Origin of the sequence: Thioalkalicoccus limnaeus (assembly GCF_041197575.1) — a bacterium.
GTDB lineage: Bacteria > Pseudomonadota > Gammaproteobacteria > Chromatiales > Chromatiaceae > Thioalkalicoccus > Thioalkalicoccus limnaeus.
In genome coordinates this window covers 16,503-32,203 of record NZ_JBDKXB010000032.1, presented here as the reverse complement: position 1 = coordinate 32,203, position 15,701 = coordinate 16,503, and the positions used below count along the sequence as shown (strand labels likewise).

Below are 15,701 nucleotides of genomic sequence, written 5' to 3'. Positions count from 1 at the left end.
TACCGGCCGGCTGGCCGGGGTCAGACGCAAGCCCCCGTGCCCGTCGATCTCGACCTCGATGAGTCCGAGCGCCACCAACTGCCGGTAGACCGACCGCCACTGATCCGCGCTCAGATCCTTGCCGATGCCGAAGGTACTGATCCGATCGTGACCGAAGCGGCGCACCCGCTCGCTGTCCTTGCCGAGCAGCACATCGGTCAGATAGCCCGCCCCGAAGCGCTGGCCAGTGCGGTAGATGCAGGACATCGCCTTCTGCGCGGCCGTCGTGCCGTCCCAGGTCGCGACTGGCGAGAGGCAGGTATCGCAGTTGCCGCAGGGCTGTTCGAGCGTCTCGCCGAAGTACCGCAGCAGCACCTGGCGGCGGCACTCGGTGGCCTCGCACAGGCCGATCAGGGCATTGAGCTTGTGCAGCTCGACGCGTTTGAAGCGCTCTTCGGCCGCCGAACCTTCGATGAACCGACGTAGCGCGACGACATCGGATAAGCCGTAAGCGAGCCAGGCATCGGCCGGCAATCCATCCCGACCGGCGCGGCCGGTTTCCTGATAGTAGGCCTCGATGCTCTTCGGCAGATCCATATGCGCGACGAAGCGCACATCCGGCTTGTCGATGCCCATGCCGAAGGCGATGGTCGCGCAGATGATCAGGCCCTCGCCGCGCAGGAATTCGGCCTGATGGGCACGGCGCTGCTCCCCCGACAGGCCGGCGTGATAGGGGCGCACCGCGAAGCCCTGGTCCTTCAGGAAGGCCGCGGTCTCCTCGACCTTGCGCCGCGACAGGCAATAGATGATGCCCGCGTCGCTCGGATGCTCGCGACGCAGAAAGTCAAGGAGCTGCCGGCGCGGCTCGCGCTTTTCGAGGATGCGGTAGCGAATGTTCGGCCGGTCGAAGCTCGAGACGAATTGCGCCGCCCCCGCGAGCCCGAGCCGCGCGACGATCTCGCGGCGCGTCGGGGCATCGGCGGTCGCCGTCAGGGCAATGCGCGGCACCGCCGGCCAACGCTCGTGCAGCCGGTTGAGCTGGATGTATTCGGGCCGGAAATCATGGCCCCATTGGGAGACGCAATGCGCCTCGTCGATCGCGAACAGCGCGATGCGCAGGCGCTCGATCAGACCGAGGAAGCGCTCGGTCAGAAGGCGTTCCGGCGCGACATAGAGCAGATCCAGCTCGCCGGCGAGCAGCGCCCGCTCGACGCGGCCCTGCTCATCGGGCGGCAGGGAGGAATTGAGGAAGCTCGCGCGCACGCCGAGCTGGCGCAACGCATCGACCTGATCCTGCATCAGCGCGATCAACGGCGAGACGACGATCGCGGTACCGGGCCTCAGCAGGGCGGGGATCTGATAGCAGAGCGACTTGCCACCACCGGTCGGCATCAGGACCAGCGCATCGCCGCCGGCTGTCACATGCTCGACGATCTCTTGCTGGGCACCGCGGAAGCTCGGGTAACCGAAGACGCGGCGCAAGACCTCGATCGGCGCCTGCGGTGTCATGGACTACCCAGAGTCCGGATCAGGTGTCGTAACGAAACTCCAAGCGCCGCTCGATGCGCTCGACGCGCTCGGCGAGCCGGTCGTCTCTCGCAGGCTAATCGGCCATGTCTCGATAAAGGCCCGCGTGATCGCGGCGAAGTCCCGCGACACCCGTTTCCAGGCTGGTCAACCGCTGCTTGATTTCTCGAACGTCCTCTCTGACCGTCGCGACATCGGCCGGAATGGCACGCAGGTGCTCGAGGATCAGGCTGTCGACATTTTCGACCATGGCATTTTGACCCTTCGGCGAACATTCGATCAGTTTAGGCGATTGCCGGAAACAAACATACCGAATGGCGCAGGATTCTTGTCCGCCTTCGCGAAGCGGCAGCGTGCGCATAGTCGTTCTATGCGCGCGTTGCCGCGACAAAGAAGGCGGGCGAGAAGACAAGTCAGGCGGTCTGTTTGGTGACAGAAATCGCCTTAGCACGGGTCATCAACCCACCAGACGCCGAGCCTTGGCAACGACCGCGTGCTCTTGGTGCGGGCCTGCGCCGCGTGCCGCGGCGGACCCTTCAGTGCCTGCCTTGGGATCAACAGCTCCGACCGCCGGCGGCCCCTGCAGCGCACAAATCGACCGGCGCGCCGACCGGTACGGGGCATCCGGACCCCGTTGCCGGTCGGCGCAGACGCGGGCTCGGGCAGTTCGATGATCGGATCGTGGGTCAGGGGGTTCGCCGTCGTGCCTTGTTGGCCCAATCGGTACCAGCGCTGGAAGTGACCCTGGACAAAACATGGCGGCGGCGTGTCCCCTTCTCCACTGTCATTCAAAGCTGCTCGAGACCCCTTCTTTCGAGCAACGCACCGCTACGCGGCCGCTTTGAGCGGGTGCTGGCGCTGACGGGCCACCAACCGCTCCATCATACGCAGATCCCGCGTATCGAGCTTGAGCGCCGTATCGACCCAGGTCTCGACGATGTCCACGAGCTCCCGGTAGGTGATCGGATCGACCCGATCACGGACCTGGCGCACCGCGCGGAATCCATTCCGTGCTCGGTTCTCCCGCTTGATCTGATCGTAAACGGCCAGCTCGCCGTCGCCGTCGGGTACCAGGATATCCACCAGGCCCATCTCGTGGAGTTCCTCGGCCGTATAGATCCGCCCGCTCAGGATCATCCGCTCGGCGCGTTTGGGATCGAGTTTGCGCGACAAGAGACTGTAGGCACCCATCCCCGGAAAGAGATTGAATAGGATCTCCGGGAAACCGAATCGGGCGCTGCGCTCGGCGATCAGCACATCGCTCGACAGCGCCGTCTCGAAGCCGCCGCCGAGCGCCTCGCCCTGGACCAGCGAGATGGTCGTCACCTCCTGGTCGAAATGGCGGATGTTCGCATGCAGGGCCGCGATGCAAGCCAGGCCGTAGTCGCGCAAGCCGGCTCGATCGCCGCGTTCGACATGAGACCGGAACAGATCGAGATCCCCACCGAGATTGAAGATCCGCGGGACGGTCGATGCAATGACGTGATAGCGGATCCCGATGGATTCGGCTTGCTGAGCCACGTGACGGCACCAGTTGTTCAGGTCGCCAAGCAAGGTTAAAGTGAAGCAGGGTCTCGCCGTCGGCTGCATGTAGCACCAGGCGACGTCGTGCTTGCGATCCAGATGGATCCTCAGTTCACTGAATTGGCGCGTGGTCAAGGTGAGATCGGCAGAGTGAGGCTGTGCGTTCATTCGATTCCCTATAGTCGTAACCAAGAGTGAGGCGCTGGCACCCTTAAAGGTATCACTCGTGCGAGAAACCACGGCGAATCAACGGGCACCGGACGCGCGAGCGCGCGCATCGCGACGACGTACAACCGACAAGGACGAATCGAGACCTTCGACGTCTCGTCGTTGAGCCCGGATGCTCTCCATCATGGCGAGTGTCAAGACTCGGCCGCCCCGCACCCGGAGGGGCGCGTGGTCAGCTGACAGAACGGTCGACTGGCATTGCCGCGTGCGACCGGACGCTTGTCGAATCGCCAGGGCCGATACGCAACAACCCCAAGGAGGGGATAAACGATGACGACATTGCACGACGCCCAGCGACCTCTGCTGGTCTATGTCGGCGCATGCGACGAAGTGCCGACCTATCTGCGAGCACACCTCGACCTTGAAGCCTGTACGATTGCGGCCATCGCGGGTCCCAACGAACCGCTGCCGGCAACCCCATCCCGCTGTGATCCGATCCTGCTGATCGACCTGTCGGCCCTCGAGGATGAGCCGGATCTGACCGAGACGGTGACCGGTCTTCGCGCGCGTTTCGGGGAGGGGGCACGGGTCTTCTGCCTGACCGGGGCGACCGCGATCGCTGAGCAACTCGGTGCGCTGCGCGCCGGTGCCGACGGCCTGTGGCCGATGACCGGCACCGGAACCGCACGCTACGAGCCCTTGACCGCCCGTATCTCCGAGCTGATGTCCGACCAGGCCGTGCGGCCGCGGATCCTCGTAGTCGACGATCAGCCGGTCGCGGCGCTCTTTGCAACGCGCGTGTTGGAGGGTGCCGGGATGGAGGTCCGCGCCTTATCCGATCCGTTTCGGGTTCTCGAGGTCATCGAGACCTTTCGGCCCGACCTGATCCTGATGGACCTACACATGCCAGGTGCGAGCGGCACCGAATTGACCCGCATCATCCGCGATCATGACGAGCTGGTCGCAACGCCGATCCTGTTCCTGTCCGGCGAGATCGATCCCGCGATTCAGATGGACACGCTACGTGTCGGAGGCGACGACTTCCTGGCCAAACCCATCACCCCGCAGCGTCTGATCGCGGCGGTTCGCGACGGCCTCGCGCGGTCCCGTGACCGGGCCGCGCGAACCCTTGCCGCCGCCCGCGACATCGCATGGATCGATCCAGGCACCTTTGCCAGACGCATCGACCGGATCATCGCGGCGAGCCCAGTTGGCGATCCGACCCATGGCCTCTTCCTGATCGACTCGGAGCCGGCGGCCGAGAAGGCGGCAACCGAACCTGACGGTCGAACCCTGCCCCACACGACCCGGATCGCCGCCGGCCTCGCCGCCTGCCTCGAGCCAACGGATTCGCTGGCCCGCCTGCCGGACGCCTGTTTCGGCGTGCTGGCACGCCGGCCCGATCCACGCCGCCTGCGCCGACTCGGCGAACGGCTGCGGGAGGCTGCCAGCGAAGCGCTGAACCGCGACGGCAGGGCCGATCGATACCAGGCCAGTATTGGTCTGGCGACATTCGAGGTCCCAGCCGATGACGCCCTGACGATGTTGTCACGGGCGAGGAGCGCCCTCGCCGAGGCTCGCCGCCAGGCTGGCGCAAGTTTGGTCATCCAGACTCCGGCCACGGCCAGGGGTCGCTGCCCGGCCCACTCGGCACCCATCACCGCGCTGATCGAACAGGCCCTGCACGACGGCACGGGTCTGGAACTCTTTTTCCAACCGATCGCGACGCTGCGCCCGATGCGCGGCGAACCCTTCGACGTGTCGGTGCGCCTGCGCACGACGAGCGGAGAGCTGATCCCGGCGTTCGACTTCCTGCCGGCCGCCGACGAGGCCGGGCTGATGCCGGCGATCGATCGGTGGGTATTGGAGCAGGCGCTGACCGCACAGCAACGGGGCCTGAATCAGCGCCCGGCCTTGCGTCTGCTGATCCAGCAGGGCCGGTCCGTGCTGCAAGACGCGAACTGGATACAAGCCCTTCGTGACCAGGTCCTCGCCCGGGACCTGATCAGGCACCGACCCATCCTGCGGCTATCCTTCTTCGATCTGATGACTGACCCCGCCACCGCCGTGGACCGCGGCGAGCAGCTGCGACGGCTTGGTATCCCGATCTGCATCGACCATCTGGCCCTGTCGGCCGAGGCCCTGAACTTGGCCACGCGTCTGCGTCCAGCCTTGGTCCGGCTGCGCGCCGCCCCCGCATTGGAGCTGGCATCCGACGAACTGTCGGCGCTGATCCATCGGATCCATGACATCGGCGCGAAGGTGATCATCGCCAGCATCGAGGATCCGGTCGCGATCAGCCGGGTCTGGCAGGCCGGGGCCGACCTGATACAAGGCAATTTCGTCCAGCCACCCGGGCCGACACTGGATTTCGACTTCGCCGGCATGGTGCTCGAATAACCGGTACCTGGTGGAAGCGAAGCGATCAACCTCTCGCAGCGGCTTTCATCGACATGTGCACCAGCGGAGGTTCCGCGCGCGATACCCGCCACGACGATCGCCGATCGCTATAATGGCCATGTTCGTTCGATCTAGCCTGCATCCAACCCCCAATCCCCTGCCGTCAATTCTGAAGATGTCGTCCGATACTCCGTTCGTCGAGGAAGTTCCCTGCTGTTCCGCGCTGACGCCACCGATACCCGGACAGACCGGGGCGCGAATCCAATGGGGGGCGCTCTATGGGTCCAGCCCCGCGTTAGCCCTCGCCAACGCCGCGCGCGAGGCCGACCGGATGCTGTTGGTCGTGGTCGAGGACGTGCAGTCGGCGGCCCGGCTGCGGGCCGAGATCGGCTTCTTCCTCGATCAGGATCCGAGCTGCCCGGTGCTCGCGTTCCCCGATTGGGAGACCCTGCCCTACGATGTCTTTTCGCCGCTACCGGAGCTGGTCTCCGAGCGGCTCGCGACCCTGCACAGGCTGCCGGCCCTGACCCGCGGCGCGCTGGTCGTGCCGGTCGCGACGCTGTTGCAGCGTCTGCCGCCGCGCAGCTACCTGGACGGCCACACGCTGCTCCTCGAGGTCGGTGATCGGCTGAATCTCGAGGTGACCCGCCGACGGCTGGAACAGGCCGGTTACCAGTGCGTGTCGCAGGTGATCGCGCACGGCGAGTTCGCGATCCGCGGCTCGCTGTTCGATGTCTTTCCGATGGGCAGCGACACGCCCTATCGCATCGACCTGTTCGACGACGAGGTCGAGAGCCTGCGCACCTTCGATCCCGATACGCAGCGCTCGCTGGCCAAGGTGCCCGCGATCCGGCTGCTGCCGGCGCGCGAGTTCCCGCTGACCGACGAAGCCATCAGCGCCTTTCGCCAACGCTACCGTGCGGCGATCGATGCCGACCCGAACCAGAGCCTGATCTACCGCGAGGTCTCCGAGGCGCGGATCCCCGGCGGGCTCGAATACTATCTGCCGCTGTTCTTCGACGACACCGCGAGCCTGTTCGACTATCTGCCCGAGGATCTGATCGCGATCGAGGCCGATGGCGTCCGCGAGGTCGCGGCGGCCTTCGTCGCCGAGGTCGCCGAACGTTACGAGCAGCGGCGGCACGATATCGAGCGTCCGCCGTTGCCGCCGGCGCGGATCTACCTGGCCGCCGACGAACTGGCCGCGCGCTTGAATCGGCTTGCCGGGATCCGCTACCAGACGACCGAGATCGCGCAGCGCCGCAAGGGCTACGGCGCCTGCCACCGGTTCGCGACCCGTCGACTGCCGCCGCTCGCGATCCAAGCGCGCGCAGCGCACCCGGCCCAGGCGCTGCGCGACTTCGTCACGGCGCCGGACCGGCGCGTGCTCTTCATCGCCGAGAGCACCGGTCGCCGTGAGATGCTCGCCGAGCATCTGCGCGGTTTCGACATCCAGCCGCGCCCGGTCGCCGGCTGGCGCGAGTTCGTCACCGGCGAGGAGGCGCTCGGCCTGACGGTCGCGCCGCTCGAACAAGGCCTGTGGCTCGATGACCCGGACATCGCCGTCGTCACCGAGACGCAGCTCTACGGCGAACGGGTCCGCCAGGAGCGTCGCCGTCGCGCCCGCGAGCGCGACGGCGACGCGATCGTCCGCAACCTGACCGAACTGACGGTCGGCGCACCGGTGGTCCACGAGGACCACGGCATCGGTCGCTACCTGGGCTTGGAGACACTGACCGTCGGTGGTCTGACCACCGAGTTCGTCGCGCTCGAATACGCGCGCGGCGACAAGCTCTATGTGCCGGTCGCGTCGCTGCACCTGATCTCGCGCTACACCGGGGCCTCCCCGGAAGAAGCCCCGCTGCACCGTCTCGGCGGCGACCAGTGGGACAAGATCAAGCGCCGCGCCGCACAGAAGGCGCATGACGTCGCCGCCGAACTGCTCGACATCTATGCGCGGCGCGCCGCCCGCTCGGGCATCGCCTTCGTCCAAAGCGAAGCCGAGTATGCCGCCTTCGCGGCGGCCTTTCCGTTCGAGGAGACGCCCGACCAGGCCCGCGCGATCGCGGCGGTACTCGCCGACATGGCGGATGCCAAGCCGATGGACCGCGTCGTCTGCGGCGACGTCGGCTTCGGTAAGACCGAGGTGGCGATGCGCGCCGCCTTCGTCGCCGCGCTCGGCGGCCGCCAGGTCGCGGTACTGGTGCCGACCACGCTGCTCGCGCAGCAACACTTCGAGAACTTTTCCGACCGTTTCGCCGACTGGCCGATCAAGATCGAAAGCCTGTCGCGCTTCCGGACCGCGAAGGAACAGAAACGGATCCTCGAAGGGTTGGCCGACGGCACGCTCGACATCGTGATCGGCACCCACAAGCTGCTGCAGGGCTCGATACGCTTCAAGAACCTCGGGCTTGCGATCATCGACGAGGAGCACCGTTTCGGCGTCCGCCACAAGGAGGCCCTGAAAGCCCTGCGCACCGAGGTCGACGTGCTGACGCTGACCGCGACACCGATCCCGCGGACGCTGAACATGGCGATGTCCGGGATGCGGGATCTGTCGATCATCGCCACACCGCCGGTCGCACGCCACCCGATCAAGACCTTCGTCTCGCCCTGGGACGATGGGCTGGTTCGCGAGGCCTGCCTGCGCGAGCTCAAACGCGGCGGCCAGGTCTATTTCCTGCACAACGAGGTCGAGACCATTCAGCACCAAGCCGAGAAGCTCGCGAGCCTGGTGCCGGAGGCGCGCGTCGAGATCGCCCACGGCCAGATGCGCGAGCGCGACCTGGAGCGGGTCATGCGCGACTTCTACCACCAGCGCTTCAACCTGCTCCTGTGCACGACCATCATCGAAAGCGGCATCGACGTGCCGACGGCGAACACGATCGTCATCCACCGCGCCGATCGGCTCGGGCTCGCACAGCTTCATCAACTGCGCGGTCGGGTCGGGCGCTCGCACCATCGGGCCTACGCCTACCTGATCACACCGCCACCGCAAGCGATGACCGACGAGGCCAAGAAGCGCCTCGAGGCGATCGAATCGCTCGAAGACCTCGGTGCCGGCTTCACGCTCGCGACCCACGATCTGGAGATCCGCGGCGCCGGCGAGCTGCTCGGCGACGAGCAGTCGGGCCAGATCCACGAGGTCGGTTTCTCGCTGTACATGGATCTGCTCGAACGGGCGGTGCAGGCCCTCAAGGCCGGACGCACGCCCGAGCTCGACCGGCCGCTCGATCACGGCGCCGAGATCGATCTCGGGATCCCGGCGTTGCTCCCCGCCGATTACCTGCCCGACACCCACGAGCGCCTGGTCCTCTACAAGCGGATCGCCAGCGCCACGGACCCCGAGGGCCTGCGCGAGCTTCAGGTCGAGATGATCGACCGCTTCGGCCTGCTGCCGGAGCCGGCGAAGAATCTGATCGGCATCACCGAGCTCAAACTGCACGTACAGCCGCTCGGGATCCGCAAGATCGAGGCCGGCCCGCAGGGTGGCCGCATCCTGTTCGCGGCCGAGACGCGCATCGATCCGGCGCGGCTGGTTCGCTTGCTTCAGACGCGCCCGAAGGACTTCAAGCTCGACGGCGGCGACCGGTTGCGCTTCGTCGTGGACCTATCGGATCCGGCGCGCCGAATCGGGCAGGTCAGCCAAGTGGTCGAACACTTGCTGAATTGACCCGGCATCTCCGTTGCGATCGGCACCGCCCCAGGCCGGCCTCGCGCGTCATCGGCGTTCCGGCCCCCTCGCCATGGAAGGCGACGCGCGCTGTGCGTGGTTTTCTGTGGCGAGGACCCAATGGTTGGACCCCGACGACCCTTTCTCGATTTCTCGATGCCCGTGAGACCGAACCCATGAGTGATCCGACGACCCTCGACCCCGATATGGACCTGCCGCCGTTCGGCGACCGAGGTCCACGCCGCGCCCGGGCGCTGATGATCCAGGGTACGGCCTCCGATGTCGGCAAGAGCCTGCTCGTCGCCGGCCTGTGCCGGGCCTACACGCGACGCGGCCTCGTGGTGCGCCCCTTCAAGGCGCAGAACATGAGCAACAATGCCGCACTGGCCGCCGACGCCGACCCCGATCAACCGCCGCCGGCCGACGGCTCGCCGGCGCGCGGCGAGATCGGTCGCGCCCAAGCGCTGCAGGCTCGGGCCTGCCGGGTTCCGCCGTCGATCCACATGAACCCGGTCCTGCTGAAACCGCAGACCCTGATCGGGTCGCAGGTCGTGCTGCGCGGGCGGGTGCTCGGCAATTGCCGCGCGCGCGAGTACCACAAGATGAAACCACGGCTGATGCCAGCGATCCTCGACAGCTTCCATCGCGTCGCTAGCGAGGCCGACCTGGTGCTGGTCGAGGGAGCCGGCAGTGGCGCCGAGGTCTACCTGCGCGCGTCCGACATCACGAACATGCGTCTGGCCAAGGCCGCCGATCTTCCGGTCGTCTTGCTCGGCGACATCGATCGCGGCGGCGCCCTCGCGGCGATCGTCGGCACCCATGCGCTGTACGAAGCGGACGAGCGCGCGCGCGTCGTCGGCTACATCATCAACAAGTTCCGCGGTGATCTGTCGCTGTTCGAACCCGCGTGCACCCTGATGACCGAGCGCACCGGCTGGCCCTGGCTCGGCGTCCTGCGCTGGTTCGACGGCGCCGAGCGGCTGCCGGCCGAGGATTCGCTGGCCCTCGAGCGCCCCGCGCACGGCGATGGGCAAGGTCTTCGAATCGCGGTCCCGCAGTTGTCGCGGGTCGCCAATTTCGACGACCTCGATCCGCTCGCGGCGGAACCGGGCGTCAGCCTGCGCTGGGTCCGTCCCGGCCATCCGCTCCCGCGCGACTCCGATGTCGTGATCCTGCCCGGCTCCAAGGTCACACGCGCTGACCTCGAGGTCCTGCGCCGCGAAGGCTGGGATCTCGACATCCTCGCCCATGTCCGCCAGGGCGGGCGCGTGATCGGCCTGTGCGCCGGCTTCCAGATGCTCGGCCACGTGGTCCGCGACCCGCTCGGCATCGAAGGGGCGCCCGGCGAAACCCGCGGACTCGGGCTGCTCGATGTCGAGACCGAGATCGGCGGCGACAAGCGGCTCGTCGAGATCGACGTCCTCGACCGGCGCAGCGGGTGCCACCTCACCGGCTACGAGATGCACATGGGTCGCACCTGGGGCCCCGGCCTCGAGCGGCCCTGGTTCGAACTCGACGACGGCCGCGGCGGCCCCACCCGACCCGAGGGCGCGGTCTCCGCCGATGGCCGCGTCACCGGCGCCTATATCCACGGCCTGTTCGGGGCCGACGGCTTCCGCGCTCACTGGCTCGAGCACGTCGGCGCCCAAGCCTCGTCGCTCGATTTCGAGGCGCGCATCGAGCGCGCCCTCGACGACCTCGCCGACCACTGCGAGGCCAATCTGGACCTCGATGCCCTACTCTCGCTCGCGCGCTGAGCAGCCAGTCACGGCACGAATGGGCCATCGGCTGACCATGCACGCTGACCTGGCGCGGCAAGCTCGACGCCCGGAGAATGGTCCGCTACCGCGCCTTGTGGCCTGTCACCGAGTGTGTCTTGGCTGCTTGGACCCGTCGCACTGATCGAGTCGCTCCCTGAACCAGCCGAACCCGAGACGTTCTTGCTCGAGCCGCACCCCGGGTCGAATCCGATCGAAGCGCAGGTCGTCGTAGAGTGCGGCTTCCGCCGGCGTGAGACGCCTCAGGTCGTGGCGCCCAGGCTGCGGCTCCACGCCCCAGAGCGGGCGATGGGCCAGCAGGGTCTCGCGGTCCATCAAAAGCGAGGCGGCGTGGGGAAAATGGCCGCGCAGTTGATCGAGGATCGCGAAGCCGTGGGTATCGATGTCGCCCCAATAGTGGAGATCGCAGCGATGCAGCCAAGCGGCCCGCGCCAGCGACTCCCAGCCATAGCCGGCACCGAACAGGACGATCGCGCGTGTCACCGGCGGGAACGCCAGGAAGTTGGTCTCATTCTCGGTGATGAACACCCGCTCGACGGGTAGCGCGAGCGTGGCGAAGTTCGTCGCGTCGAGCGTGATGTCGGCCAACTCTCGGCAGCCAGGCAGGCTGGGTAGTGCTGGATCGAGCGGCCGGAAGCGGATCCGGATCGGCTTGTCCAGGAAGCCGTAGCGGCGCGTGAACTGTGCGACCCCGGTCGCGGCGGCGTCGATCGCCTCGGGTGGCAAGGCCAGATCCAACCACTCGGTGAGGACCCCGCGATGACCCTCGATGAACTTGCTGTCGACGCCGGGCAGGTCGACCTGGCGCAGGTACAGACCCGGGCGTGGGTGGGCCTGGAGCCAGGCGACAACGGCGAGCAGCCGCTCCCAGCGGTCGGCCAGCTCCAGGGCCTGGAGCGGCCGCCGGATCAGCCAGGGCAGGAGCGCCGGCTGCGCGGTGCCCGTCCATCGCCAGAGGCGCCGGTAGCCCTCGACCTGCCGCGTCTTGCCGATGAAGGCCAAGGCCGCCTCCAGCGAATCGACCCAGACGGCGGCCGGCAGTCGCTGCCGGCCTTGCACCCGATGGGCGCGCTCGCGCCACTCGATCCGCACCTGGGGTGTCGCGGCCAGGGCCTGCACCCAGTCGCGGACCGCCTCGAAGCGTTCGGCCAGATCGGCCGCGGCCGGCGCCTTCAGCGTCAGGCGCAGCGGCCAGGCGGTCGTCTCCGTGACGCTCGCGCGCAGCAGCTCGCCGCGCTCCCACAGGCGCTGGACCTGGGCGCGCAGATCGGCGGGCCTGGTCCAGGTCATCGAGCCGCCTCGCCGCCGGCCTTCTGCGCCCGATACTCCTCGATGGTGAGGCAGCGCAGCTTCGAGTCCTGCCCGCCCTCGTTATGCACGAAGCCGACGCTCGCGACGAAGGGCTCGATGATGTGGATCTTCTGCAGCGGCGTGACGATCAGCAGCTGCAGGTTGAGCTGCTGGAACAGGCGCAGGCCGTATTGGGCGGACTCGTCCGAGCCGCGCCCGAAGGCCTCGTCGATGACGACGAAGCGGAACGAGCGGGAGCGCACCGCCCCCCATTCGAGCCCGAACTGATAGGCGAGGCTCGCGGCCAGCACCGTGTAGGCGAGCTTTTCCTTCTGGCCACCGGACTTGCCGCCGGAATCCGAATAGTGCTCGTACTCGGCGTCGTCGGCCCGCCAACGCTCGCTCGCCGAGAAGAGGAACCAGTTGCGCACGTCGGTGACCTTGGCCGTCCAGCGCCGATCGGCCTCCGTCTGCCCGTCGCGGCCCCGGAAGCGGTCGATGATGGCCTTGACCTGGAGGAACTTGGTCTCCGAATACTGCTCGTCTCCCGAGCCGGTCACCGCGCCCTCGGTGCAGGCGCGCAGGTCCTGCTGGAAGTCGCGGATCTCGGCGTCCGGGCTCGGCTGGGCGACCAGCTTGATGAAGCGCCCCGGGTCGTAGTCGATCGCCTGCAGGGACTGGTTGATGCGCTCGACGCGCTCCTTGATCGTCTCGCGCTCGCGGGCGAGCTGGGCGTTGAAATTGGCGATCTCGTTGATGGTGTTGACGTTGAGCAGCTCCTTGAAGCGGGCCTCGAAGCGCGGCAGGTCGTCGCGCTGCAGGCCGTCGAGCAGCCGCTCGTACTCGCCGAGGGCCGCCAGGCTCACGTCCATCTCGACGGTCTCGGCCTTGAACTCGTCCTTGAAGGCCGCCATCGCCCGGATGAGGCGCTCATTGAGCCGCTTGAGCCTTTGGTCCTCGGCGTCGATGCGATCCTGGAGCCACTTGCGCACCTCCTGTTCTCGGTTATCGCAGGATTCGACCGACAGCTGATGCTCGCCGAGCGCCTCGTGGCGCCAGCCCTCGAGGCGGGCCGTCTGCGCCTCGTCGAGCGGCACCGGCTCACTGAGGGCGCGTGCCTGCTCCCGCTGCTCTTGAGCCACTTCGATCTTGCTCTTGACCTCCCCGCGTCGGCCGAGCGCGTCGGTGTGCTTGGCCTCGGTCTCGCTCAGCCGCTCGCGCGCCGCCTGCAACTGCCGACCCAGCTCGTGCAAGGTGTCGGACGCGGCCTCCAGGCGCGCCCGTTCCTCGGCGAGCGCCGCGATCTCGCGCGCGAGGCTCTGCCAGTCGATCTCTGCGTAACGGGTGAACTCCTCGAGCCTGGCCAGGGCCTCGAGCCGATGCTGGAGCTGCTGACGCGCCTGCTGGATCTCGGACATGCGCCGTCCCGTCGCGGCCAGATCGGCCTCCAAGGACGCGAGCCGGTCGAGCAGCGCGCGGAGCTTGTCGGCGTTGCTCCAGCCGAGCACGTAGCGGCTGCGGTCGTCGATCCGGTTGCGGTCGTCCTTCTCGTGGCGGCCGCTCGGGTCCTTGATCTGCCCGGCGCGCGTGATCGCGCGCGCCTCGCGGCGGAACTGCTCGGCGCTGTCGCAGCAGGCGACGTCGAAGCGGCTGCGCAGTTCCTGATCGAGCCACTCGTAGAGCGGGGAATCCGGCTTGATCTCGAGCTTGCGCACCAGCGACTGCGGATGCGGGCCGGCGCCCTGGGGGCGCCTCTTCGGTCGCACCTGGAAGTAGACGAGACGCCCCCTCAGGTGCTCGCGGTCCACCCACTCGGCGACCGCCCGGTAGTGCGCATCGGGCACCAGCAGCGACAGGCCGAAGCCGCGCAGCAGACGCTCGGCAGCGCCTTCCCAATCGCGCTCGTCCTCGCGTACCTGGATCAGTTCGCCGGCGAACGGCAGCTCGTCCTCGGCGATCGAGAGGGCCCCGCAGAGAGCCTCGCGGATGCGGATCTGGGCGGTGTCGATGTTGCTCTTGCGGCGCCTGAGGCTGTCGATCTCCTCAGCCAAGGCGTCGCGCGCTTCCCGTCCCTTGCGGAAGGCGAAGTCTTCTTCACGTTCGCGGTTGGTGAGGTCGGCGATGCGCTCGCGCAGCGACTCGGCGTGTGCGCCAATCGCGTGCCGTTGGGCGAGAAAGGCCACCTCGTCGCCCGGCGGCGTCTCGTCGATGCGGGCCAGCAGGTCCCCGTAGCGCTCGGCCCGCTGCCGGCGTTGCGCCTTCTCCTGCTCCTGGCGCCGGATCTCGTCGGCGAGCCGCTCGAGCCGGTCGCCGCCGTTGTCGCGCAACGCGCGCTCCAGATCGGTCACCGCGCCGCGCTCGCCGTCGCGCTGCGCCCCGAGCCGCTCGATCAGGGCATCGAGCCGCTCGGCCTCCTGCCCGAGCAGGGCGAGGCGCCGCTCCAGCAGTTCACCCTTGAGCCGGGCGAAATAGGGCCGCAGCGCGTCGCGCCCGTCGCGAAACGCCTGGATCTCGGCCGTGAGCGCGGCGTGGCGCTGGCCATCGGCGACGAACGGCGCGAGCAGCTCGATCTGCCGCTTCGCCTTGAGCACGGCCTGGTGGGCGCGGTCCAGGTCGTCGAAGTGGTGGATCAGCGCCCGGATACGGCCACCCACATCGAAGGGCTCCAGCATGTGGCTGCGCACGAAGTCGGTGAGGTTGCCGACCGACTTCATCGAGACCGTCTGGTGGAAGAGCTCCAGCGCCTGCTCGTGCTCGATGCCGAAGCGCCGCCGAAACCAGGCCCCGTAGGGCGGGAAGCTGTCGAACAGGTCGCAGCCCGGGGCGCGCAGGCGCTTGCGCAGGGCGCCGATGTCCGGGCCGAAGCCGCTGAAGTCCTCGGCGATGGCCATGGCCCGCTCGGCCGCCACGAACAGACGCGCCGGCTGGCCCTGCGGGTCCTTCAGCCAGAAAACCTGGGCGAGCGTCACCGCCTGGTCGTAGCCCTCGTTGCGAAAGACGCCCAGGATCACCGAGTAGCAGGAGGCGTCGCGCAGCGCCACCGGACGGGCGCTGCCCGTCACCTCGTTGCGCTCGCTCTTGTAGTGGCCGAGGACGTAGGAACGCAGGCTGCGCTCGCGCGCCTCCGCGCCGGCGGCCTTGTTGTAGGCGACGCGTTGCGCCGGCACCAGCAGGGTCGTGAGGGCGTCGACCAACGTGGACTTGCCCGAGCCGATGTCGCCGGTCAGTAGGCCGTTGTGCCCATCGAGCTGGAGGCGCCAGACCCGCTTGTCGAAGGTGCCCCAGTTGAGCACCTCCAGCGTGGCCAAGCGAAAGCCGACCCGGCTGTCGTCGCCGACGAAGTCCAGCGCGAGGCTCGGCAT

General features: G+C 67.9%; 8 protein-coding genes. 3 read left to right on the top strand and 5 right to left on the bottom strand.

The features are described from left to right. From recQ to ABC977_RS16105, 3 genes are all read right to left on the bottom strand, one after another. On the bottom strand, window positions 1-1,488 hold a 1,488-nt coding region (gene recQ, locus ABC977_RS16115), incomplete at its 3' end, for a DNA helicase RecQ (protein ID WP_369668303.1). A 94-nt stretch (window positions 1,489-1,582) separates the two neighbouring features. Continuing rightward, the gene (locus tag ABC977_RS16110) at window positions 1,583-1,867 is read right to left on the bottom strand and encodes a hypothetical protein (RefSeq protein ID WP_369668302.1); all 285 of its coding nucleotides are present in this window, start codon (window positions 1,865-1,867) and stop codon (window positions 1,583-1,585) included. A 467-nt stretch (window positions 1,868-2,334) separates the two neighbouring features. Continuing rightward, entirely contained in the window at window positions 2,335-3,198 is an 864-nt protein-coding gene (locus ABC977_RS16105) for a crotonase/enoyl-CoA hydratase family protein (protein WP_369668301.1), read from the bottom strand. Between the two features lie 330 nt (window positions 3,199-3,528). Between ABC977_RS16105 and ABC977_RS16100 the strand changes: the two genes are divergently transcribed. The 3 genes from ABC977_RS16100 (at window position 3,529) to ABC977_RS16090 (ending at window position 11,028) form a co-directional block, all read left to right on the top strand. Further along, window positions 3,529-5,598: an EAL domain-containing response regulator gene (locus ABC977_RS16100; protein ID WP_369668300.1), complete on the top strand. Its 2,070-nt coding sequence runs from the start codon at window positions 3,529-3,531 to the stop codon at window positions 5,596-5,598. Window positions 5,599-5,773: 175 nt separating this feature from the next. After that, a complete protein-coding gene (gene mfd, locus ABC977_RS16095; protein ID WP_369668299.1) occupies window positions 5,774-9,271 on the top strand; it encodes a transcription-repair coupling factor in 3,498 nt (1,165 codons plus the stop codon). A 176-nt stretch (window positions 9,272-9,447) separates the two neighbouring features. Then, window positions 9,448-11,028 (top strand): cobyric acid synthase, encoded by a 1,581-nt coding sequence (locus tag ABC977_RS16090; RefSeq protein ID WP_369668298.1) that lies wholly within the window; start codon window positions 9,448-9,450, stop codon window positions 11,026-11,028. A 105-nt stretch (window positions 11,029-11,133) separates the two neighbouring features. Here the strand turns inward: ABC977_RS16090 and ABC977_RS16085 are convergent, their stop codons facing one another. Then, a complete protein-coding gene (locus tag ABC977_RS16085) occupies window positions 11,134-12,339 on the bottom strand; it encodes a DUF3322 domain-containing protein (RefSeq protein WP_369668297.1) in 1,206 nt (401 codons plus the stop codon). Continuing rightward, window positions 12,336-15,701 (bottom strand): ATP-binding protein, encoded by a 3,366-nt coding sequence (locus tag ABC977_RS16080; RefSeq protein WP_369668304.1) that lies wholly within the window; start codon window positions 15,699-15,701, stop codon window positions 12,336-12,338. Before ABC977_RS16080 ends, ABC977_RS16085 begins: the two co-directional genes overlap by 4 nt.

What these genes read in the sequence shown, in the direction of transcription:
- ABC977_RS16110 (WP_369668302.1), bottom strand. Translation starts at nt 1,867, where the DNA reads ATGCGCACGCTGCCGCTTCGCGAAGGCGGACAAGAATCCTGCGCCATT.
- ABC977_RS16105 (WP_369668301.1), bottom strand. Translation starts at nt 3,198, where the DNA reads ATGAACGCACAGCCTCACTCTGCCGATCTCACCTTGACCACGCGCCAA.
- ABC977_RS16100 (WP_369668300.1), top strand. Translation starts at nt 3,529, where the DNA reads ATGACGACATTGCACGACGCCCAGCGACCTCTGCTGGTCTATGTCGGC.
- mfd (WP_369668299.1), top strand. Translation starts at nt 5,774, where the DNA reads ATGTCGTCCGATACTCCGTTCGTCGAGGAAGTTCCCTGCTGTTCCGCG.
- ABC977_RS16090 (WP_369668298.1), top strand. Translation starts at nt 9,448, where the DNA reads ATGAGTGATCCGACGACCCTCGACCCCGATATGGACCTGCCGCCGTTC.
- ABC977_RS16085 (WP_369668297.1), bottom strand. Translation starts at nt 12,339, where the DNA reads ATGACCTGGACCAGGCCCGCCGATCTGCGCGCCCAGGTCCAGCGCCTG.
- ABC977_RS16080 (WP_369668304.1), bottom strand. Translation starts at nt 15,701, where the DNA reads ATGCCGAGCCTCGCGCTGGACTTCGTCGGCGACGACAGCCGGGTCGGC.